At 66.8% G+C, this 20,852-nt stretch carries 17 protein-coding genes and 1 tRNA gene; 8 read left to right on the top strand and 10 right to left on the bottom strand.

Going from position 1 to position 20,852, the window contains the following annotated elements:
* Positions 1-43: 43 nt before the first annotated feature.
* Positions 44-346 (bottom strand): hypothetical protein, encoded by a 303-nt coding sequence (locus H7290_RS01870; protein ID WP_290512317.1) that lies wholly within the window; start codon positions 344-346, stop codon positions 44-46.
* Between the two features lie 102 nt (positions 347-448).
* Positions 449-521 (bottom strand) — tRNA-Lys (locus tag H7290_RS01865).
* A gap of 486 nt (positions 522-1,007) precedes the next feature.
* On the opposite strand from H7290_RS01865, the gene H7290_RS01860 reads away from it, so the two are divergent.
* Positions 1,008-4,307, top strand: a complete 3,300-nt coding sequence (locus H7290_RS01860; RefSeq protein WP_290512316.1) for a fibronectin type III domain-containing protein — start codon at positions 1,008-1,010, stop codon at positions 4,305-4,307.
* Between the two features lie 107 nt (positions 4,308-4,414).
* Here H7290_RS01860 and H7290_RS01855 read toward each other — a convergent pair whose 3' ends face one another.
* Positions 4,415-4,600, bottom strand: a complete 186-nt coding sequence (locus H7290_RS01855; protein WP_290512315.1) for a hypothetical protein — start codon at positions 4,598-4,600, stop codon at positions 4,415-4,417.
* Positions 4,601-4,710: 110 nt separating this feature from the next.
* Here H7290_RS01855 and H7290_RS01850 point away from each other — a divergent pair, with 110 nt between their 5' ends.
* Positions 4,711-6,672: an amino acid transporter gene (locus H7290_RS01850; protein ID WP_290512314.1), complete on the top strand. Its 1,962-nt coding sequence runs from the start codon at positions 4,711-4,713 to the stop codon at positions 6,670-6,672.
* A gap of 43 nt (positions 6,673-6,715) precedes the next feature.
* On the opposite strand, the gene H7290_RS01845 is transcribed toward H7290_RS01850, so the two are convergent.
* Positions 6,716-7,726 (bottom strand): hypothetical protein, encoded by a 1,011-nt coding sequence (locus H7290_RS01845; protein WP_290512313.1) that lies wholly within the window; start codon positions 7,724-7,726, stop codon positions 6,716-6,718.
* A gap of 90 nt (positions 7,727-7,816) precedes the next feature.
* Between H7290_RS01845 and H7290_RS01840 the strand changes: the two genes are divergently transcribed.
* From H7290_RS01840 to H7290_RS01825, 4 genes are all read left to right on the top strand, one after another.
* Positions 7,817-9,253: an MFS transporter gene (locus tag H7290_RS01840; protein ID WP_290512312.1), complete on the top strand. Its 1,437-nt coding sequence runs from the start codon at positions 7,817-7,819 to the stop codon at positions 9,251-9,253.
* Positions 9,254-9,403: 150 nt separating this feature from the next.
* Positions 9,404-9,556, top strand: a complete 153-nt coding sequence (locus H7290_RS01835) for a hypothetical protein (RefSeq protein WP_290512311.1) — start codon at positions 9,404-9,406, stop codon at positions 9,554-9,556.
* A gap of 87 nt (positions 9,557-9,643) precedes the next feature.
* Positions 9,644-10,261 (top strand): DUF47 family protein, encoded by a 618-nt coding sequence (locus H7290_RS01830; protein WP_290512310.1) that lies wholly within the window; start codon positions 9,644-9,646, stop codon positions 10,259-10,261.
* Between the two features lie 3 nt (positions 10,262-10,264).
* Positions 10,265-11,278: an inorganic phosphate transporter gene (locus H7290_RS01825; RefSeq protein ID WP_290512309.1), complete on the top strand. Its 1,014-nt coding sequence runs from the start codon at positions 10,265-10,267 to the stop codon at positions 11,276-11,278.
* A gap of 18 nt (positions 11,279-11,296) precedes the next feature.
* Here the strand turns inward: H7290_RS01825 and pstB are convergent, their stop codons facing one another.
* From pstB to H7290_RS01800, 5 genes are all read right to left on the bottom strand, one after another.
* A complete protein-coding gene (gene pstB, locus H7290_RS01820) occupies positions 11,297-12,076 on the bottom strand; it encodes a phosphate ABC transporter ATP-binding protein PstB (RefSeq protein WP_290512308.1) in 780 nt (259 codons plus the stop codon).
* A 17-nt stretch (positions 12,077-12,093) separates the two neighbouring features.
* Entirely contained in the window at positions 12,094-13,155 is a 1,062-nt protein-coding gene (gene pstA, locus H7290_RS01815) for a phosphate ABC transporter permease PstA (protein ID WP_290512307.1), read from the bottom strand.
* Positions 13,155-14,099: a phosphate ABC transporter permease subunit PstC gene (pstC, locus tag H7290_RS01810; RefSeq protein WP_290512306.1), complete on the bottom strand. Its 945-nt coding sequence runs from the start codon at positions 14,097-14,099 to the stop codon at positions 13,155-13,157. The genes pstA and pstC overlap by 1 nt, the downstream gene beginning before the upstream one ends.
* Before the next feature lie 77 nt (positions 14,100-14,176).
* Entirely contained in the window at positions 14,177-15,286 is a 1,110-nt protein-coding gene (pstS, locus tag H7290_RS01805; RefSeq protein ID WP_290512305.1) for a phosphate ABC transporter substrate-binding protein PstS, read from the bottom strand.
* Between the two features lie 148 nt (positions 15,287-15,434).
* A complete protein-coding gene (locus H7290_RS01800) occupies positions 15,435-16,325 on the bottom strand; it encodes an NUDIX hydrolase (RefSeq protein WP_290512304.1) in 891 nt (296 codons plus the stop codon).
* A gap of 54 nt (positions 16,326-16,379) precedes the next feature.
* Here H7290_RS01800 and H7290_RS01795 point away from each other — a divergent pair, with 54 nt between their 5' ends.
* Positions 16,380-17,456: a hypothetical protein gene (locus H7290_RS01795; RefSeq protein ID WP_290512303.1), complete on the top strand. Its 1,077-nt coding sequence runs from the start codon at positions 16,380-16,382 to the stop codon at positions 17,454-17,456.
* 17 nt (positions 17,457-17,473) lie between these two features.
* Here the strand turns inward: H7290_RS01795 and H7290_RS01790 are convergent, their stop codons facing one another.
* The gene (locus H7290_RS01790; RefSeq protein ID WP_290512351.1) at positions 17,474-19,594 is read right to left on the bottom strand and encodes an RNA degradosome polyphosphate kinase; all 2,121 of its coding nucleotides are present in this window, start codon (positions 19,592-19,594) and stop codon (positions 17,474-17,476) included.
* A 91-nt stretch (positions 19,595-19,685) separates the two neighbouring features.
* Between H7290_RS01790 and H7290_RS01785 the strand changes: the two genes are divergently transcribed.
* Positions 19,686-20,729 carry an alpha/beta hydrolase gene (locus H7290_RS01785; RefSeq protein ID WP_290512302.1) on the top strand — a complete coding sequence of 348 codons (1,044 nt, stop codon included), beginning with the start codon at positions 19,686-19,688 and terminating at the stop codon, positions 20,727-20,729.
* Positions 20,730-20,852: the final 123 nt, after the last annotated feature.

The raw sequence follows: 20,852 nt of genomic DNA, 5'->3' as shown, positions 1-20,852 counted from the left end.
CCGGATGTTCCGTGAGCCAGGGCTGGTGTCAAGACCGCTTGGATCAGCGTTCCCCGTCGAGGTCGGCGGGCTTGGTCAGGGCCTCATGCGCGCGACGCAGACGCGCTGCCCCATCGTCGTCCCACCACGCGGGTCCCCGTTCGCCGAGACCATGCTTCGCGAGGTCGACGCGCCGTCGCGCCATCACGACCCCGCCCTCGTCGTCACGTAGCTTCGCTGAGCGGACGCCGGAGCGACCTCTGCCGAGGTGGGACTTCAATGCGTCGACGAGCTCCGTCGGCAGGCTCGGGTCGGTGCGACGCCAGCGGCGAGCGCCGATCACCATCCATCGCTCGGCGTCTGTCACGTCTTCTGGCTGAGGCTGAGGCATGCAGGAATCAGACAACAACTGCGGCCCCGCTGCAAGCGGTGACGCCGCGGACAAGATCGGAACAGTCGCGGTTGCGGGTGGGCCCCGTCGGACTCGAACCGACAACCCGCGGATTAAAAGTCCGCTGCTCTGCCAATTGAGCTAGGGGCCCCGGGACACAGCGACAATGATCCGAAGAACCTTCCGGAGAATTCCGCCACGCCCGAGAGCGAGTATCGCAGAAGGGGCGGTCTCGGCGGGCCGGTGCCCACGGAGAACCCTCACGACAACAGGCAAGTGGTTCTCCACCACCTTCGAGTGACCGAGTCGATGTCGAACGAGGCTGGGTCGGTGGTGGTCTCGCTGCCGTAGTACAACGCCACTGTGACAGTGCTGGCGCCGCGCGCTGGGGCAGGCACATCCGCCTGGTTGGGGTCAGTACTCCCGAACCGCTACTCGGTGACCCGCTGTCGTGTCACCCTAGGTGCGCGTTCGCGAACACGGCAGCACAACTCACAGCACATCACTGATCTGGGGCCGACTGCGGGCACAGTCACAGGCACCCCTTCCTCAAGAAAGTCCCGAAAGGATTCCTTCGCTCGTGTTGCCCGCAACAGCTCGAACCATTTTCGGTCTCGCACTCTCCAGCCTGCTACTCGTGTCCGCTCTGCCGGCCGCCACCGCATCCGCCGCCACCACCTCCGCTACAGACGGGGACGGCGCACCCGCACTCGTCACGATCAACGAGGAGGGCCTCCCGGTCGGGGTGCACGCCGATGACCCCACCGACACGGCTTCCCTGCGCAAAGCGTCCGGCATCGACGCCGAGGAGACCTCCACGGACGGGACGCCGCCCAGCTCCACCGCCCGGTCGTCATCGTCATATTTTCCGTCCGGACCTTCCGTCATCCCCGGGTACCCCGCCCATGTGGCACCAGCGTGTGTGGGCGACGGGACAGACGGGCGCAGGGTTCAGGTCCTGTACGTACGCGAGCCCGGCGACACGTCGCGGATGGAGGAGCTGAGGGCGTCGTTCCTCAACGAGGTCGCCCAGGTGGACGACCTGTTTTCGTATGGGTCGGCGGTGGCCGGTCAGAGCCGGCGCGTGCGCTGGTACTCCGACAGCACCTGCCAGCCGGTCATCCAGGAGGTCGTCCTCGCCTCTGGCGGCCTGTCCGCGGACCACGCCTCCTTGTCGCAACAGCTGAGGTCTGCCGGCTACAACAACGGCTTGTACAAGTATCTCGTATTCGCCGAAGGCACCCGGCTGGGCGGCAGGACGTGCGGTCTGGGCAACTTCTACCAAGACGTCACCCCAGGGCCTTCCAACTACAACAACGGCGGCGTCGGGTACATCCCGACGGTTGCGCGGGTGGACGCCATCTGCTGGTTCAGCAACTCCTCACAAGCCGTCACGACGCACGAGCTCATCCACACACTCGGCGGTGTCATGGGCGGCGCCCCGAACGCCACCCTTCACGGTCACTGCACCGACGCTGGGGACCCGATGTGCTATGACGACGGATCCGGCATGCCGATGCGTTCGGTGTGCTCGCAGACCGGTGCCGCACTCCAGCTCGACTGCAACAAGGATGACTACTTCAACGTCGCACCCCCAGCCGGTTCATACCTGGCAGCGAACTGGAACACCGCGAACTCGATGTTCCTGACGACGGTCGCCGACCCCGGTGACCCGTGGGCGTCGGCGCAGATGAGTGTCAACCCGTCCCCTGCGATGACCGGTGTGGACGCGTCCGTACTGATCACCGGGGCGCCCGAGGGCACCACCGTCTCCTGGTCGCAGAGGAACACCGGATGCACCCTGAAGGACGGCGGGTCCAGCACGTGGGGAATCCGAGGTGTCCTGAACTGCTCGGTGTTCGCGCTTCCCTCGTCATCATCCACCGGCACGGTCCCGGTCGTCGCCACACTGACGAACCCGACTCTGCCGACCACGAGCCGCACCCTGAACGTGCGAGTGGACCGCAGCGCCCGACCTGTCCCGGTGGTGACTCCCCCGGCCGAAATCAGGGCGAACGTCCCCACCACCATCACCGCCACCGCCCCAGGTGTTGGCCCGCTCACCTGGACGTGGACCGCCTTCGATGGGGGCTCCTGCATCCTGTCCGGTCAGAAAACCCCCTCGGTGACCATCACCTGCCCTGACGCGTCGGCCGGCAAGACCTTGTCCATCAATGTCACGGCTGAGTCTGCCGACTACCAGAACGGGGGCGTGCTCCTGCAAATCCCGGTGACGGAGCAGTATCAGACGTCGGCGGCGATAGTCGGCCCGACCGGTGTCAAGACCGGCACCGAGTACACGTACACCGCCGTCGTCAAGGACCCGCCGCCTGACCAGACTGTTGCTTACTCGTGGACGGACTCCAAGGGCGCCATCATCAGCCGAGCCGACCAGGACACCGTCGTCGTCAAGCCGACGTCCGACGGGCTGGGCACCCTGACATTGACTGCCACCGTTTCGACGACGAGCAGTCCGAAGACTCTCACGACGACCCGCGACTACACCGCCACGACCGCGTACACGGTGGCCGTCACCGCCAGCCGTGAGTCGGTCACCTCCGGGTCGTCGGTCACGTTCACAGCGACCCCGTCCGGTGGGCCCCTCTATGCGCGTTCTGACTATCAGTGGAAGCTCAGCGGCGCAGCATTCGCTGCCGACTGCGCGACCAGCACGAACACCGGCTCCCCTCTCCCCCTCCTCCGTCCGGCCCCTTATTCCGGACAGATGACTCCAACCGTCACCGCCACCAATCGCCAGAGCCAGGAGACCGCTACCGGGTCGCACACTGTCCAGGTCACTGAGGTGCCGTTCACGGCGAGGTTCTCCATGGCCCCGACCAGCGTGGTCGCAAACAACCAACCGGGGACGTTCACCGTCTCCGCCTCGGCCCCTGCCACGTTCGGCTGGGTGGCCACCCCGGCGTCCTGCGTCGTGGTCGTCTCGAACGTTTATCAGACTCCGACCTCCGCCAGCGCCCAGGTCACCTGCCCGGTGTCGGTGTCCGGCGCTGTTGGCCTGCAGGTGACCGCCAAGGAGTCCGGTTCGGCCCGGTCGCAGACCATCTCGAGTTCGATGCAGGTTGCGGAGGCTCCCCGGGCCCCGTTGGCTCCGGCGAATGTTTCGGTCACGGCCGCCACCACCACCACGATGAACATTTCGTGGTCCAAGTCTGCGGGCGCGTCCGGGTACGTCATCCGGTACGACAACAGCGCTGGGGTGACCACGGTCCGCACAGTCGGCGACGGGTCCTGGACGTCCCTGACCGGGCTGACACCCTCGAGCACGTACGTCGTGAGCGTGTCAGCGGTCGGAAACGGCCAGGAGTCACCGCGGTCGCCCACGGTGACGGGAACGACCTTGACGCCTCCGCCTCCTCCGCCGGTGCCAGCGGCGCCGGGCGGTGTGAAGATGAAGACCCGCACTGTCACCACGATGACCCCGCAGTGGTCGAAGTCTGCCTACGCGACCAGCTACATCGTCTACTACGGCACGAAATCCAACGGGGCAAGCGCCGCGTACAAGACGGTCGGCAACGTCGCCTACTACAAGCTGACCGGTCTGCGAGCCGGCACCCGCTACTACGTGCGGGTAGTTGCTGTCTCGGCGACTGCGAAGAGGTCCGGCTACTCCAGTCTGGTCGGCATGACGACGGTGGCGGACCACCGGCCGGGCAAGCCCGGAACCCCGAGGTTGCTGTCTCGGTCCGGTTCGACGTTGAAGTTCTACTGGGCGAGGCCTTCGTACGCGTACAGGTACCGGTTCTACTACGGCACCCGTTCCGACGGGCGGTACGCGAGGTACAAGAACGTCAAACTCAACTCGTACACGTTGTCTGGCCTGTCACGACACAAGAAGTACTACGTGTCCGTGGTCGCCTACTCCGAGGGCGGCCTGGCTGGTCCGGCATCGACCCGGGTGTCGGGGACCACGAGTTGACGTCCCACCCTGTTCAGGGAGTTAGAAAGCCCGACGGTTTGCCGCGCCGCTCACCTCCTCTGCCGAGACACCCAGGGGACACTTCATGGCCCTGGTTGTTTCCCCGCTCAGGTGAGACGGGCCTGCGGCTTGAGTTGGTGCGCGAGGTCGGCGTCGGCCCGGGTGCCGGTGTGCCAGATGCCGACTCCCCTCTGTCGCCGTGGGACGTTCTGCCCCACTGGACCCATGGCGCGGAGCGGATGAGTGGCGTCCCACCTGGCGTGCACGGCGTCACTGGGTGCGTGGCCAGTCATCGCAAACCTGTTACAGCGATCGACCACGTCGGCCCGGCGGGCTGACGCTCGAGTGGCCCCAGATCGAAGTTCGCCACGCGGGCGCAATGTGCCTGACGTAACCTTCCCCGGTGACAACTGCTCAGACGTCCAGCCGATTCCGCTCCTGGTTTCTCCAAGCGGAGCAGCAGCCTGACCCAACCGGGTTCTACGAGAATGAGCTGAAGGCCAGCAGCAATCAGCACGTCAAGCCCTGGTGGAAAGTCATGTGCCTCACCGGGGTGGACTACTTCTCGACCCTTGGATATCAGCCGGGCATCGCGGCGCTGGCCGCTGGTGCTCTAGCCCCATTCGCGACTCTGGTGCTCGTGCTCGTCACGCTGTTCGGCGCGCTGCCGATGTACCGGCGAGTCGCTGAGGAGAGCCCCCATGGCGACGGCAGCCTCTCGATGCTCGAACGACTGCTGTCGTACTGGCAGAGCAAGCTGCTGGTGCTCGCGCTGATCGGATTCGTCGCCACCGGCTTCATCATCACGATCACGTTGTCGGCCGCAGATGCCAGCGCCCACCTCGTCGAGAATCCGTTCCTGACCAAGGCCCTGCACGGTCAGGAAGTGCCGATCACGCTTGTCCTGCTGGCGCTCCTGGCGGCGGTGTTCCTGAAAGGATTCGGAGAAGCCATCGGCATCGCGGTGGGCCTGGTCGTGCTGTACATCGGCTTGAGCGCGGTGGTCGTCGCCAATGGATTTGCGCACATCTTCGCGAACCCGTCGACCTTCTCGGGCTGGACCTCGGCGGTCAGTGATGCTCAGTCGTCCCCACTGGCAGTGATCGGGGCCTCTCTGCTCATCTTCCCCGCCCTGGCACTCGGTCTCTCGGGCTTCGAGACCGGCGTGGTGGTGATGCCGCTGGTCAAGGGCGACCCCGACGACACCCCGGCCAATCCGCGAGGCCGAATCAGGAACGCCAAGAGGCTGCTCACGACGGCGGCGTTGATCATGAGCGTCCTGCTGATGGGGTCGGCCATCGTGACGACGTTGCTCATTCCGGCGCAAGAGTTCAAGCCCGGCGGTGCGGCAAACGGACGGGCTCTGGCCTACCTGGCACACAAGAACTTCGGCGACGGTTTTGGGACGGTCTACGACGCGGCCACCATCGGCATCCTGTGGTTTGCCGGCGCCTCGGCCATGGCGGGACTGCTGAACATCGTCCCGCGGTTCCTTCCCCGATACGGGATGGCGCCGGACTGGGCTCGCGCCACCCGCCCTCTGGTCGTCGTGTTCATCGCGATCTCCGCCGTCGTGACGATCTTGTTCAAAGCCAATATCGAGGCGCAGGCTGGTGCGTACGCCACCGGAGTTCTCGCGCTGATGACGTCGGCCGCGATCGCGGTGACCCTGAAGGAGTTCAGGCAGTCACGACCCGGTCATCGCGCGGCACCGCTGTTCTTCGGCGTCGTCGCCGCTGTCTTCATCTACACCCTCGCGGTGACCATCGTCGACCGGCCCGAAGGCCTGCTGATCGCCTTGATATTCATTGCTCTCATCATCGTCATCTCAGTCGTCTCTCGAATCACTCGCAGCACCGAGCTACGTGTGCAGCGCGTCGAGTTCGACGAGTCCGCTGAGGAGTTCATCGAACGCGCTGCTCATGAACAACAGCCCGTGCGCTTCATCGCGAACAGGCTCGACTCCGGCGATGACGACGAGTACAGGGAAAAATCGATGGAGGTCAAGCTCGACAACCATCTACGGGACGGCGACAACGCACTCTTTCTCGAAGTGGCCATCGACGACGCCAGTGACTTCGCCACCACCGTGATCGTGACCGCGGCGCGCGTCGCCGGGCACGACGTCCTGCGTGCGACCGGATCCAGCGTTCCGAACGTGCTCGCAGCGGTCCTCCTCGCCGTCCGCGATCGTGTTCCAGAACCACCTCATGTCTACTTCGAGTGGAGCGAAAAGGGACCAGGGCGAAACGCGCTGAGATTCCTGTTCGCGGGGGAGGGCGACATCCCGCCGCTGACGCACGAGGTGTTGCGTCGCGCCGAACCCGATCCGGCACGTCGGCCGGTGGTGCACGCGGGAGGGTGAGCACGCACGAGAAGAACGGCGGGCCGCGGTTGGCCCTCCAGGGTCAGCGGGTGATGCGCTGCACTGTGCCGTCCTTCGTCCCGGTGACCCACAGGGTCTTGCTGCCGGGGTCGACAGCGACGGTGTCGGCCTGGCGCACCGTCGCGTAGGTCGCGATGACCTTGGGCGTCTCGCCACTGACATCGATACCGACAAGCTCGTTCTTGGTGATCAGAGTGACCCAGACGGTGTCGGTGGCCGGGTCGCTCGTGATGCCGTACGGGCGTCCGGCGAGGGGCAGCGCGGCCACCTGTCTGAGCGGGTCGAGGTCGTAGAGCAGCACCTCGCCACCCCGGGTGTCGGTCACGGCAAGCCGTCCGTCACGTGTCAGCACACCGTGTGTCGGGCCCTTCCCCGCCGCTACCCGCCCCGTGCGTCTCATGGCATCGACGTCGTACGTCGTGACGGTGTAGTCCTTCACGTCGATGACGGCCGCGACGTTGCCATCGGTGACGACACCGCCGGGCTGCAGCAGGTCGTCGAACGTCCTGATCACGGTGCCGTCCCGCACCACAGAGATCGACCCGCTGAACTCGTTGCCGACGACGAGGTCTCCGTTGGCAGCTCCGGCGGCATCGTGGGGCTGCTTCTCGACGTCGGTGGCGCGGGTGTCACCGCTGGGCAGCGACACCTCGATGATCTGGTTGGCGCTCTCCGACGGCACCAGCACCGGGCCGCCGGGGCGGGCCAGCTGCAGGTGGCGGATCTTGCCCGGCATGGGCACGGACTTGCGCACGGCGAGGGTCGTCGGGTCGAGCAGGAGGAGGCGGAACGGGTCGCGGACCGCGACAGCGAGCAGCGTGGACCTGGCGTCGTAGACGATTCCCTGCGGCAACGCGCCGACGTCGAACGTCCGTCCGGCCGGCGTCGTCGCGGTGGCAGGCGCCCGACCGGGCTCCGCGGCCTTCTTCGCGCTGACGGCAGGCGCATCGGAGCCCCCGCCGCACGCGGCAAGAACGAGGGCCATACACGAGGCGAGGGTTGCGACGAGCAGAGCCGGTCGACGGGAGTACATGGGCTCGAGTCTGCCGGTTGTGACCCGGAGCCGCTGGGTGGACATGGCTTCCGCCGAGCGTCCCAGCCCACTGCCGCCTAGCGTGGACGCGTGCCAGATCAGCAGGTTCCCGAGCTCACCGAAGAAGAGCGATCGATGCGGTGGCGCGCCCTCGCGGTGTGTCTCGTCGCCGGCGCCATGACCCTGCTCGACGTCAGCATCGTCAATGTCGCGCTGCCGTCCATCCGCGAGGGTCTTGATGCCGGCAACGACACCATCCAGTGGGTCGTCGCGGGTTACGGACTGGCCTTCGGCATCCTGCTCGTGCCGGCCGGAAGGCTCGGTGACGCCCGGAACCGCCGCACCGTCTTCATGTGGGGTGTCGTGGTCTTCACCATCGCCAGCGCGTGCTGCGGGGCAGCGCAAGACCCGTTCTGGCTCGGCGTGGCCCGCGTCGTGCAGGGTCTTGGTGGTGGGCTCATCACCCCGCAGGTCTCCGGCTTCATCCAGAACCTCTTCAAAGGCCCGGAGCGCGGACGGGCATTCGGCCTCTTCGGCGCCACGATCGGCGTCTCCACCGCCGTCGGCCCGCTGCTCGGCGGGCTGCTGGTGCAGCTGGGTGGGCCGGAGCACGGCTGGCGCCTGGTGTTCTACGTCAACGTGCCGATCGGTATCCTGCTGCTGTTCCTCGCCCGCCGCTACCTCCCCGTGGCCGCCCGCGGGCCGAAGCAGTCGCTCGACCCCGTCGGCGTGGTGCTGTTCGGCACAGCGATGCTCTTCGTCCTGCTCCCGCTCGTCCGCGGAGGTCAGAGCTCGTCACTCTCCGAACGCCCGTGGTGGATGCTCGGCATCTCTGCGGCACTGCTGGTCGTCTTCGTGCTGTGGGAGCGACGGTGGGCGGCCACGAGCCGCGAGACGCTGGTCGACCTGTCACTCGTGAAGGTCCGGTCGTACATGCTGGGTCTGGGGCTCGGCACGTTCTACTTCGCCGGATTCACCTCGATCTTCATCATCCTCACGCTCTACCTGCAGCAGGGCCTGGACTACACCGCTCTCGAGGCGGGGGCCTCGCAGCTGCCGTTCGCCGTGGGATCGGCGACGTCGGCGTGGCTGGGTGGACGTCTGGTGGAGAAGTACGGGCGCGGCCTCGTGGTCGTCGGGCTCGTGCTCATCAGCGTGGCCCTGGTCCTGATCGACATCGTCGTGCCGCTGTTGGAGGGCGATGTCGGGCTCAAGCTGGCCCCGCTGTTCCTGCTCGCCGGGCTCGGTGGCGGCCTGGTGATCACGCCCAACATCACCCTCGCGCTCAGTGAGGTCGAGCCGGCGCGTGCCGGTGCCGGTGGTGGTCTGCTCCAGACAGCGCAGCGCGTCGGGTCAGCAATCGGTGTCGCGATCGTCCTGGCGCTGTTCTTCGAACGGGTGGCCTCGAGTCGCGGCGACTACGCCGCCGCGCTGTCGTACAGCTTGCACGTGACGATCAGCTTCGTTCTCATCGCCTTGGCCTTCGGGCTGGCCGATGTCGTGCGTCGGGCCCGCACCGACGAGTGAGCGTTACAGTTCGCATGAGTTGCTGCGCACCTTGGCGTGAGCGGCTAACCTCGAAGGCAGAGGGGAATTCTTGACGCGCTGGGACCCAACGGTCCATGCCGCCAGGTTGAACACTTCATGTTGACGCATAGAAACCTGGGAGCCCCCTTGATGCCAGAACCCTTGGACAGTCGCCTTCGCGACGACCAGGCACTCGACGAGATCGAGCTGACCAGCCTGCTCATCATCGCCGCGTCGTCCCAGGACGTTCACCTGACCGAGCTCGAGGTCGATGAGATCCTCGGCGTCGTTGTCACTGGCTGACTGTCGCCTGACCCCCCGCGATGAACCTCGATGGCCGAGGTGGACTTAACATGAACGTGGCCTACTCAGCGTCGACGGGAGCATGACGTGCGGTTTCGCATACGACCGGTTGAAACCTCGTTCTACGAGTTGTTCGCAGAGATGGCGAACCATCTGGTCCAGGGTGCCGACCTGCTCGCGCAGATGCTCGATGTCGACACAGACAAGCAAGCCATCGGTGAGCGGATGCGTGAGGCTGAGCACCAGGCCGACGAGACGACGCACGCCATCATCAGACGCACCAACAGCACGTTCATCACCCCTTTCGACCGCGAGGACATCTACCGGCTCGCGAGCAGCCTCGACGACGTCATGGACTTCATGGAGGAAGCCGTCGACCTCGTCGGCCTGTACGAGCTCGGCGGCCTTCCGGCAGACTTCGCCTCGCAGGTCGAGGTGCTCCAGCGCGCTACCCAGCTGACGGCAGAGGCAATGCCCCGGTTGCGAACCATGAAGGGTCTCGACGAGTACTGGATCGAGATCAACCGTCTGGAGAACCAGGGCGACCGCTCCTACCGGCGCATCGTCGCCCACCTCTTCAGCGGCAGCTACAAGTCACTTGAGGTGATGAAGCTCAAGGACGTCGTCGACTCGCTCGAGCACGCCATCGACGCTCTCGAGTCGGTCGCCAACACGGTGGAGCAGATAGCCGTCAAGGAGTCCTGAGCGGTGGACCTCACCCTGGCGCTGGTGATCGCCACTGTCTCCATCGCCCTGTTCTTCGACTACACCAATGGCTTCCATGACGCTGCCAACGCCATCGCGACATCGGTGTCGACTCGGGCGCTGACGCCCCGTGTCGCGCTGGCGATGGCGGCGGTCCTGAACTTCGTCGGGGCGCTGCTCGGCGTGGGCGTCGCGAAGACCATCAAGGACATCCTCACCGGCTTTGACGACATGTCGGCGAACCATGCCCTCACCGTCGTGCTCAGCGCCCTCGTCGGGGCCATCGTCTGGAACCTCATCACGTGGTACTTCGGCATCCCGTCGTCCTCCTCGCACGCACTGATCGGCGGCCTCATCGGCGTCGGACTCGCCTCCGGCGTGATGGTCGACTGGGACAAGGTCATCGACAAGGTCGCGATACCGATGGTGCTCAGCCCGGCCCTCGGGTTCGGCGGCGCGTTCCTGCTGATGCTCTCGATCATGTGGATCTTCCGGCGGGCCAACCCCCACACGGTCAACCGGCGTTTTCGGCACTCCCAGATGGTGTCGGCGGCAGCATTGTCGCTCGGTCACGGGCTGCAGGACGCTCAGAAGACGATGGGCGTCATCGTCCTCGCGCTCATCGCCGGCGGTGAGCACACCGGCGACGACATCCCGCTGTGGGTCATCGTCGCCGCAGCGAGTGCCATCTCGCTGGGCACGATGTCAGGCGGAATGCGCATCATGCGCACGATGGGACGGCGCATCATCGCCCTCGACCCTCCGCGCGGGTTCGCTGCGGAGTCGACAGCGGCAGTCGTCCTCTACGGCATGGCCATCGGCCTGCAGGCGCCGGTTTCCACGACGCACACCATGACGTCGGCCGTGATGGGCGCCGGCGCCACCAAGCGCTTCAGCGCCGTGCGGTGGGGAGTGGCTCGCAGCATCATCACGGCGTGGATCCTGACGATCCCCGCGGCGGCTGCGGTGGGCGCGGCGGTCTACTTCGTGCTGCGCGTCGTCATCCCCGGCAACTGAGGCCCGGCAACTGACTCGTCATCCGAATCGGCCCTGGATGTAGGCCTCGGTGGCGGGGTCCTGCGGGTTGGAGAAGATGGCCTCGGTGCGACCGACCTCGATGAGGCGGCCGGGCTTGCCGACACCCGACAGGTTGAAGAACGCGGTCTCGTCGGAGACGCGAGCGGCCTGCTGCATGTTGTGGGTGACGATGACGATCGTGTACTGCGTCTTGAGCTCGTGGATCAGGTCCTCGATGACGCTCGTCGAGATCGGGTCGAGCGCAGAGCAGGGCTCGTCCATCAGCAAGATCTCTGGCTCGACCGAGATGGCGCGAGCGATGCACAGACGCTGCTGCTGACCACCGGAGAGGCTCGAACCGGGCCGGTCGAGGCGGTCCTTGACCTCGGCCCACAGGCCGGCGCTGCGCAGCGCCCGCTCACAGGTGTCGTCGGACTCGGCCTTCTTCATGCGCTTGCTGTTGAGCTTCTGCCCGGCGAGGACGTTGTCGTAGATCGACATGGTCGGAAACGGGTTGGGTCGCTGGAAGACCATGCCGATCATGCGGCGGACGTTGACCGGGTCCACGTCGTCGCTGTAGAGGTCCTGGCCGTCGATGAGGACCTTGCCCTCGACGCGCGCGCCACGAATGACCTCGTGCATGCGGTTCAGCGACCTCAGGAAGGTTGACTTGCCGCAACCGGACGGCCCGATGAACGCGGTCACCGACTTCGCGGCGATCGGGATAGTCACGTCTTCCACTGCGAGGAAGTCGCCGTAGTAGATGTTGAGGTCCGAGACGTCGATGCTCTTGGCCATTTCAGGTCCTTCCGGGTTTAACGCTCGCCCTTGGGCGAGAAGAAGTAGGAGACGAGGCGGGCGATGAGGTTGAGGAGCATGACGATCATGAGCAGCACGAGGGCGGCGCCCCAGGCCCGGTCGATGCTGAACTCAGGCGGCACACCGGGGCTGCGCACCGATGCGTACGCGAAGACCGGCAGCGAAGCCATGCGGCCGTCGAGCAGGTTGAAGTTCACCGAGTCGGTGGTGCCGGCGATGATGAGCAGGGGAGCGGTCTCGCCGATGACGCGGGCCACCGACAACGTGATGCCGGTGACGATGCCGGCCAGTGCCGTCGGCAGCACGACCTTGGACACGGTTCGCCACTTCGGCACACCGAGGGCGTAGGCCGCCTCGCGCAACTCGTTCGGCACCAGCTTGAGCATCTCTTCAGTAGAACGCACGAGTATCGGAATCATCAATACCGAGAGGGCAACGGCTCCACCAATGCCCAGCCGCACGCCCTCGCCGAAGAACAGGACGAAGAGGGCGTAGGCGAACAGCCCGGCGACGATGGAGGGGATGCCCGTCATGACGTCGACGAGGAAGCGGATCCAGCGTGAGAGCCGGTTCTCGTCGGAGTACTCGACGAGGTAGATGGCAGTGAAGATGCCGATCGGGATCGAGATGACCGCCGCGGACGCGGTGATCAGGAGCGTGCCGACCAGCGCCTGGTAGATGCCGCCGCCCTCACCGACGACGTTGCGCATCGAGAAGGTGAAGAACTCGACGCCGAGCACCTTGGTGCCCTTGCTGATGACCGTGTAGAGGATGCTCACCAGCGGGAACAGCGCCAGCCCGAAGGCCGAGGTGACCAGAACCGTGACGAGGCGGTCGGTGGCCTTGCGCCTGCCCTCGACGAAGACCGACAGGATGGGGAGGCACAGGCAGATGGCCCACCCGATCAGGATGGCGATCAGGGGGGCGGCGCCGAGCGCATAGGCACCGGCACCGGCGACGACGGCGGCGAGCACGAGGCCCCGGGGGGCCCAGCTGGGCAGCTGGGCGCCGTAGAGCTCGTCCTGGATGTCGACGGGTCGATCAAGTGTGGTCGTCATCAGTTGGCTCCGGAAAATTCCTTGCGACGGTCCACGATGGCCCGCGCAGCGAAGTTGACGAGGAAGGTGATCACGAACAGCACCAAGCCGCTCGCGATGAGCGCATTGACCGACAATCCGCTGGACTCGTTGAAGCTGAGGGCGATGTTGGCCGCGATGGTGCTCGGGTTGGTGCTGCTGATCAGATTGGCAGTCACTACTCCGACGCTGACCGAGAGCACCATGGCGACGGCGAGGGTCTCACCGAGCGCGCGGCCCAGGCCGAGCATCGCGGCGGACACGATGCCCGAACGTGCGTAGGGGAAGATCGCCATCCGCGCCATCTCCCACCGGGTGGCACCGAGGGCCAAGGCGGCCTCCTCGTGCAGGCGGGGTGTCTGCAGGAAGATCTCCCGGCAGATGGCGGTCATGATCGGCAGGATCATGACCGCCAGCACGATGCAGGCCGTCATGATCGTGCGGCCAGTCGCGGAGGCGGGCCCCGCGAAGAAAGGGATGAAGCTCAGGTGCTTCGCGAGCCACTCGTAGAAGGGGACGAGGTGGGGTGCGAGGAACTGGATGCCCCAGAGGCCGTAGACGACGCTCGGCACTGCGGCGAGCAGGTCGATCAGGTAGCCGAGGGTCTGGCCCATCTTGCGGGGCGCGTAGTGCGAGATGAAGAGCGCGACGCCGATGGCGACGGGAACGGCGATGATCAGCGCGATGGTGGCGGCGATCAGCGTGCCGTAGACGAGTGGCCAGACATACGGCAGGAAGCTCTTGCCGCTCTTGACCTCGTCGGGGTGGGCGAGGATGCCGGGGATGCCCTCGATCGTGAGGAAGGCAGCGACTCCGGCGAGGACCAGGAGGATGATCAGGCCTGCGCCGGTCGACAGACCGGCAAAGATCCGGTCGCCGCGGCGGCGGACGACCCGACGCTTGCGGGGAGCCAGCGTGCTGGTCACAGATGGTGCCTTTCGAGAGGTGGAGCGTCCACGGGTCCCGGCGGGAGGTCGTCCCGCCAGGACCCGTGGAGCAGGGGTCAGGCTGCCTTGATCGTCTCGATCGCGGCCTGGACCTTGGTGCCGAACTCCGGGGTGAGCGGTGCCGAACCGGCGCCGCTGGCTGCGGTGGACTGACCCTCGGTGCTGGTCACGTACGTCAGCCATGCCTTGACGAGCTCGGCCTGGGCCTTGTCCGAGTTGGTCTGGCAGGCGATCTGGTACGACACGAGCACGATCGGGTAGACGCCGGGCTCGGTCGACTTGCGGTCGACGTCGATCGCAAGGTCAGTCGGCGTGCGGCCGGCGACGGGGGCCGAGCTGTCGAGGACCTTGGCAGCAGCCTCGGGGGTGGGAGCGGTGAACTCCTTGCCCACCTGGACCTTGGCCTGTCCGAGGTCGCCGGCCTGGCTCTCGTCGGCGTAACCGATGGTGCCTTCGCCGCCCTTGACCGCGGCAACGACGCCGGAGGTGCCTTCGGCTGCCTCGCCGCCCTTGATCGGCCAGGTCTGGATGGCTCCTCCGCTCCAGCCGCCGGCTGACGTCTGGTCGAGGTAGTCGGTGAAGTTTTCGGTGGTGCCCGAGTCGTCGGAGCGGTGCACCGGCGTGATCTTGCTGCTCGGCAGCTTGGCGTCGGGGTTGTCAGCCTTGATCGCGGCGTCGTCCCACGTGGTGATCTTGCCCTCGAAGATCTGACCGATGGTCTTCGGCGTGAGGTTGAGCTCGTCGACACCCTTGAGGTTGTAGACGACAGCGATGGGGCTCACATAGGTGGGAACCTCCACGACGTCGCTCTTGCAGAGAGTCTTGGCCTTGGCGAGCTCTTTGTCGTCGAGGTAGGCGTCCGAGCCTGCAATGGCCAGGCCGCCGCTGAGGAACTGCTCACGCCCGCCACCCGAGCCGACCGGATCGTAGTTGACCGTGGCGTCGGGATTGGTGGTCTGGAAGGCCTTCTTCCAGGCGGCGACTGCCGCCTCCTGGGCACTGGATCCACCGGCGTTGAGGGTGCCGGAGACCTTGGCGCCTCCGGCGCCGGTGCCCGACCCGGAGTTGTCGGAAGATGATTCGTTCGCTGCACCGCAGGCGCTGAGGCCGAGTGCAAGTGCGAGCGCGGCCGCCGGGGCGGCAGTGCGCAGAGAAATGCGGTTCACGAGGTTCCCTCTCTGGGATTTCAGTTGCTTACCTCGACGACGGTAGGAGTCGCAGGTGTATCGACGTCGGGTCGCGAGTGAACAGGAGGTGAACGGTGATGTAACGCTGGTCGTGCGAGGCTGTGCTTGCAGCGAAATGAGACGTGTGTCACGCCAACGTCTCGAGGGCCAGCACGATGCCCTTCCGATGATGCACGACGACGCCCTCACCCGGTGCCAGGTCTTGCACCGGGATGCCGATCGTCTCGAAGACGGCCCGCAGCGTCGGACGGTGAGTGCACAGGACGACGGGCTTCTTGCGATCGAGCAGCGCCATGACAGATCTGCGCACCTCACCGGCGTGGGTGCCCTCGGCCAGACGATCGTCGACCTCCAGGAACATGCTGATCGCGTGCGCGTACGGATCGACCGTCTGCACGCACCGGATGGCGGGGCTGCTCACGATGCGATGCATTCCGTAGGCCGACAGTTGCGGCACGAGCGAGGCGGCGCGGGCGGTGCCTGCGGTGGTGAGCGGTCGGTCGAGGTCGGTGCCGTCGAAACCTGCGCGGTCGACGGCCTTCGCGTGCCTCAGCACGATGAGGGTCCGTGAGCGGTGGGCCTGCTTGTCGCGCAGCGCAGCGAAGGCGTCGAGCAGCGAGACGTCGTGGACGTACGTGAGGAGCTTGCTGGCGTCTCGGGCCGAGACCCACCGGATCTCGTCGACCTCCCTGTTGGGACGGAACGGCTTGCCGACCTCGTCGGTGGACAAGCGCGCGCACCAGTAGGAGACGCGCTTGGTGCCGCCGCTGATCGGATACCTGATCTGAGGCAGCGGATGGCCGAGCCGGACACGGGTGCCGGTCTCCTCGGCGATCTCCCGGACGGCGGTCTCCTGCAGCGTCTCCCCCGGATCGACCTTGCCCTTCGGGAAGGTCCAGTCGTCGTAGGAGGGCCGATGAACGACGAGGACCTCCAGGCGCGTCTCGGGTCGGCCGCGGGCCGAGCGGTTGCGCCACACGATTCCACCCGCAGCATTCGTGGTCCGTTCACTTGCCATGGTGCGTATTGTCCCCTGAGGAAGTTGCCGGCGGCTGAAGGAGGCGTGGACGGGATGCGTCTACGGTTCGCGCTCGCCTCGGTGCTCGCCCCTTTGCTGGTCGTGGTCGCTGTGGTTGCCGGCGGTTGGTGGGCGTCCGGGAAGGCCGCCGACACCCGCTCGTCGCTGACGTCCGCGCTCGACTCCCTCCCGGCCGACACGGCGGTGGCGGGGTTCACTGACTGGTCGTCGATCCGCCGCGCGCTCGACCTCGGGTCGGTCTCGACCGCGTCCGCCCGGGAGTCTCTCGCCGCCGACGCGCTCACGCGCGACCTCTCGACGCGGTCGGTCATCGGGCAGTTCGTGCAGGAGATGCACCGCGTGTACGGGTGGTCGGCAGCCGATGTCGACTGGGAGTCGTATGGGCAGGCACCCGACGGCGCCGTCATGGTGGCCAAGCTCGATGACTCGTTGTCGATGTCGACCGTGCGGGACGGGCTGCGCCGGTTGGGCTACGTGCAGGACGGCGACGTGTGGAACGGCGGCCCCGGCACCGCCGGCAAGGTCGGCTCCGACCTGGCGGCGACGCTGGCGTCGGTGGCCCTGGTGCCGCGCCAACGCATCATCGTCGCCTCGAACCGTCCGGCGTACGTCTCGTCGGTCCTGGGCGTCGTCGACCGGCACCAGCCCTCGCTGCTGAGCGTCCGTCCGGCCGCCGACGTGGCCGCCGGGCTGGTGGGGCTCGACTCGGTCCTGATGCAGCGCAGCTCCCTGGTCTGTGAGTCGACGGGCGTCAAGGAGCAGGGGCCGGAGATCGTGTCGCAGGCGAAGGCCGCAGTGACGCGCGCCGGTGGCCTCGAGGAGCCGACCTTCTCCGGTCGCGGCATCGACGACGGCACCCGGACGAACCAGCTCATGCGATTCGTCATGTCGTTCGGTCCGACGGTCGACATCGCCGGACAGCTGCGGGCGCGCACAGCGCTCGCAACGGGTCCGTTCATCGGCAGGTCCGGCCGCGTCGAGGACTCCCTCGACCTCACCGGGACGGACGCCGACTCCAGCACCCTCACGATGCGGTTCGACCACGACCCCGACTCGGCGGTCTACATGACCGGCGACGGACCCCTGCTGTTCGCCGGTTGCGGCAGCTGAGGCGCGGCCTGCGCTGCTCAGGTGCGGTGCCGCCGCGACTTCGCCCGTTCGATGAGTGCCGACTGGATGTTGGCGCCCTTGTGCCGGGTCCAGGAGCCATCGGCCTCGAGATGCCACGACGCGGTGTCGTCGGAGCCGATCGTCGCGAGCAGCTCACCGAGGAAGGTGATGTGCCCCGGGGTGGGGATGCGCACGAGCACCTCGACGCGTCGGTCGAGGTTGCGGTGCATGAGGTCGGCCGAGCCGATCCACGCCTCCGCCTCGCCGCCCCCGGCGAACCAGTAGACCCGGCTGTGCTCGAGGTAACGCCCGAGGACGCTGCGGACGCGGATGTTGTCGCTGAGACCCGGCACCCCGGGTCGGAGTGTGCAGATGCCGCGAATGATCAGGTCGACCTGGACGCCTGCCCGCGAAGCCTCGTAGAGCTTGTCGATGATGGCCTCGTCGACCAACGAGTTGACCTTGATGCGGATGCCGGACGGCTTGCCCGCGCCATGGTGCTCGATCTCGCGATCGATGCGCTCCACCAGGCCGTCTCGCAGCCCGGCGGGGGCGACCATCAGCCGACGGTAGGAGAAGTCCTGCGCAAAGCCCGAGAGGTTGTTGAAGAGGTCGGTCAGGTCGTGCGCGATGTCGAGGTCGGCGGTCAGCAGCCCGAAGTCCTCGTAGAGGCGGGCGGTCTTGGGGTTGTAGTTGCCGGTGCCGATGTGGGCGTAGCGGCGCAGGCCGTCGGGCTCGTCGCGCACCACGAGCGCCAGCTTGCAGTGCGTCTTGAGGCCCACGAGGCCGTAGACGACGTGGCAACCGGCGCGCTCGAGCTTGCGGGCCCAGCGGATGTTGGCCTGCTCATCGAAACGGGCCTTGAGCTCGACCAGCACCAGCACCTGCTTGCCTGCCCGGGCGGCATCGACGAGGGAGTCGATGATGGGTGAGTCGCCCGAGGTGCGGTAGAGGGTCTGCTTGATTGCGAGCACGTGCGGGTCTGCGGCGGCCTGCTCGATGAAGCGCTGCACGCTCGTCGCGAACGAGTCGTAGGGGTGGTGCACCAGCACGTCGCGCTTGCGAAGGGCGCTGAACATGTCGGCCGGGTTCGACGTCTCCACCTCGGCGAGGTGCTCGTGGGTGCCGGGGATGAATGGCTCGAAGCGAAGCTCAGGTCGGTCGAGGTCGGCGATCTCGTTGAGGCTGCGCAGGTCGAGGGGACCCTGCAGCTTGACGACCTCCTCGCGCCTGATGCCGAGCTCGGAGACGAGCAGGTCGAGCACGCCGGCGTCGATCGTCTCGTCGACCTCGAGGCGTACGGGCGGCCCGAACTTGCGTCGCAGGAGCTCTTTCTCGAGAGCCTTCAAGAGGTTCTCGGCGTCATCCTCCTCGACTTCGAGGTCCTCGTTGCGCGTGACCCGGAACGTGTGGTGCGCGATGACTTCCATGCCGGGGAACAGCAGGTCCAGATGCGCGGCGATGACCTCCTCGAGTGGCACGAAGCGACCCGGGTCGGCCTCCACCCAGCGGTTGATGATTGGCGGCACCTTGACACGGGCGAAGTGATCCTTGCCGGTGTCGGGGTTGCGCATCACGAGTGCCAGGTTGAGTGAGAGGCCCGATATGTACGGGAACGGGTGCGCGGGGTCGACCGCCAGCGGGGTCAGCACCGGGAATACGCGGTCGCGGTAGCTCGAGCTGACCCGCTCCTGCTCGTCAGAGCTCAGCTTGTCCCAGGTCAGGAGCTCGATGCCCTCGGCGTACAGGGCCGGGATGATCTCGTCGTGGAAGGTGGCGCAGTGCTGGACCATGAGGTCCAGGCTCGCGGTGAGGCTGCGTGAGAGCACGTCGCGGGGGTTGAGGCCACTCGCTGACGGCACGGCGACGCCAGCCGCGATGCGGCGCTTGAGGCCGGCGATGCGCACCATGAAGAACTCATCGAGGTTGCTCGCGAAGATGGCCAGGAAGCGCGCACGTTCGAGCAGCGGAACGGCGTCGTCCTGCGCGAGCTCGAGCACGCGGGAGTTGAAGGCGATCCACGACAGCTCGCGATCCAGGAAACGGTCGGTGGGCAGCGAACCTTGCTCGGGGTCGAACGGCGGATCGACGTCGAACTCATCGGGCGAGGCGGGGTCCTCGATGTCGGCGACGGCCATGTCGTGTGTATCCACGTGTACAGGGTGTCAGACAAACATGAATGGAGTTTGAACGCGCGTCAGCGCGGGGGCCAGGCGATACCGTGACCGCATGGCTCTCCTACCTCAGCTGCTCGGTGCCGTCCGCGGCACCACTGCCCGCACGCTCATGAAGCTGCCCCGCCCCGTCATCGCGCGGCTGGCCGGAGCGCCCGTCGTCATCAACGGCCGGACGCTCGACCCCGAGATGCAGCTGCTGCTCAGGCTGCAGCAGCTCGAGGGCCCCGCCGTCGAGACCCTGGCCATCCGCCGAGGTCGCAAGCAGATCGTGGCCGGCTCCAAGGTCGTCGGCGGCTCGCCCCCCATCGGGGCTGTCACCGACCGGACGATTGACGGCCCCGGCGGCCCGCTCGCCCTGCGCTTCTACACGCCGCGCGGACTCACCGGCCCGGCCCCGGCGCTCCTGTTCTTCCATGGCGGGGGGTGGATCTACGGCGACCTCGAGAGCCACGACGCCATGTGTCGTTTCCTCGCCGAGGAGGCGCAGGTCAGGGTCGTCGCCGTCGACTACCGGCTTGCCCCCGAAGCGCCGTTCCCGGCCGGGTTCGACGACTCCTGGGCAGCGTGGAAGTGGGTCACCAGCCATGCGCAGGGGCTCGGCATCGACGTCGACCGCCTTGCCGTCGGAGGCGACAGCGCCGGTGGCAACCTCGCGGCGATCGTTGCGCAGCAGGCCGTCCGCGAGGGTGGCCCGGCGCCGGCCTTCCAGCTGCTGATCTATCCGGCGACGGACTTCCTCAACACGAGCGAGAGCCGCATGACCTACGCGGAGGGGTTTTTCCTCTCCAAGGCGTTCATGGATCTGGCCGAGGAGAACTACCTGCTGGGCAACGAGGACAAGTCCGAGGCGCGCCTGTCGCCGTTGCACCAGGATGTCGCCGGCGTCGCCCCGGCCTACGTCGTCACAGCCGGCTTCGACCCCCTCATCGACGAGGGCAAGGCCTACGCCGACAAGCTCCGCGATGCCGGGGTGCAGGTCGAGTACGTGTGCGAGGAGGGGCTGATCCACTCCTTCGCCAACATGGTGTCTCTCGGCAGATCGGCACCACGGGCGATGCGCCGCGCCGCCGCCGCCCTGCAACGAGGGCTCTCCTGACCACTGCCCTAGGAAAGTGACTCGCGAGCGGGGGTGGGGGAGTAGAGGGTGTCTCGTGCATGGTCCGTGAAGCCCAGGGTGCGGTAGACCTTCAGCGCCGGGGCGTTGTCGGCCTCGACATAG

The sequence above is a fragment of the Aeromicrobium sp. genome (genome assembly GCF_014378035.1).
Lineage (GTDB): Bacteria > Actinomycetota > Actinomycetes > Propionibacteriales > Nocardioidaceae > Aeromicrobium.
This window is presented reverse-complemented; position numbering and strand designations above follow the sequence as displayed.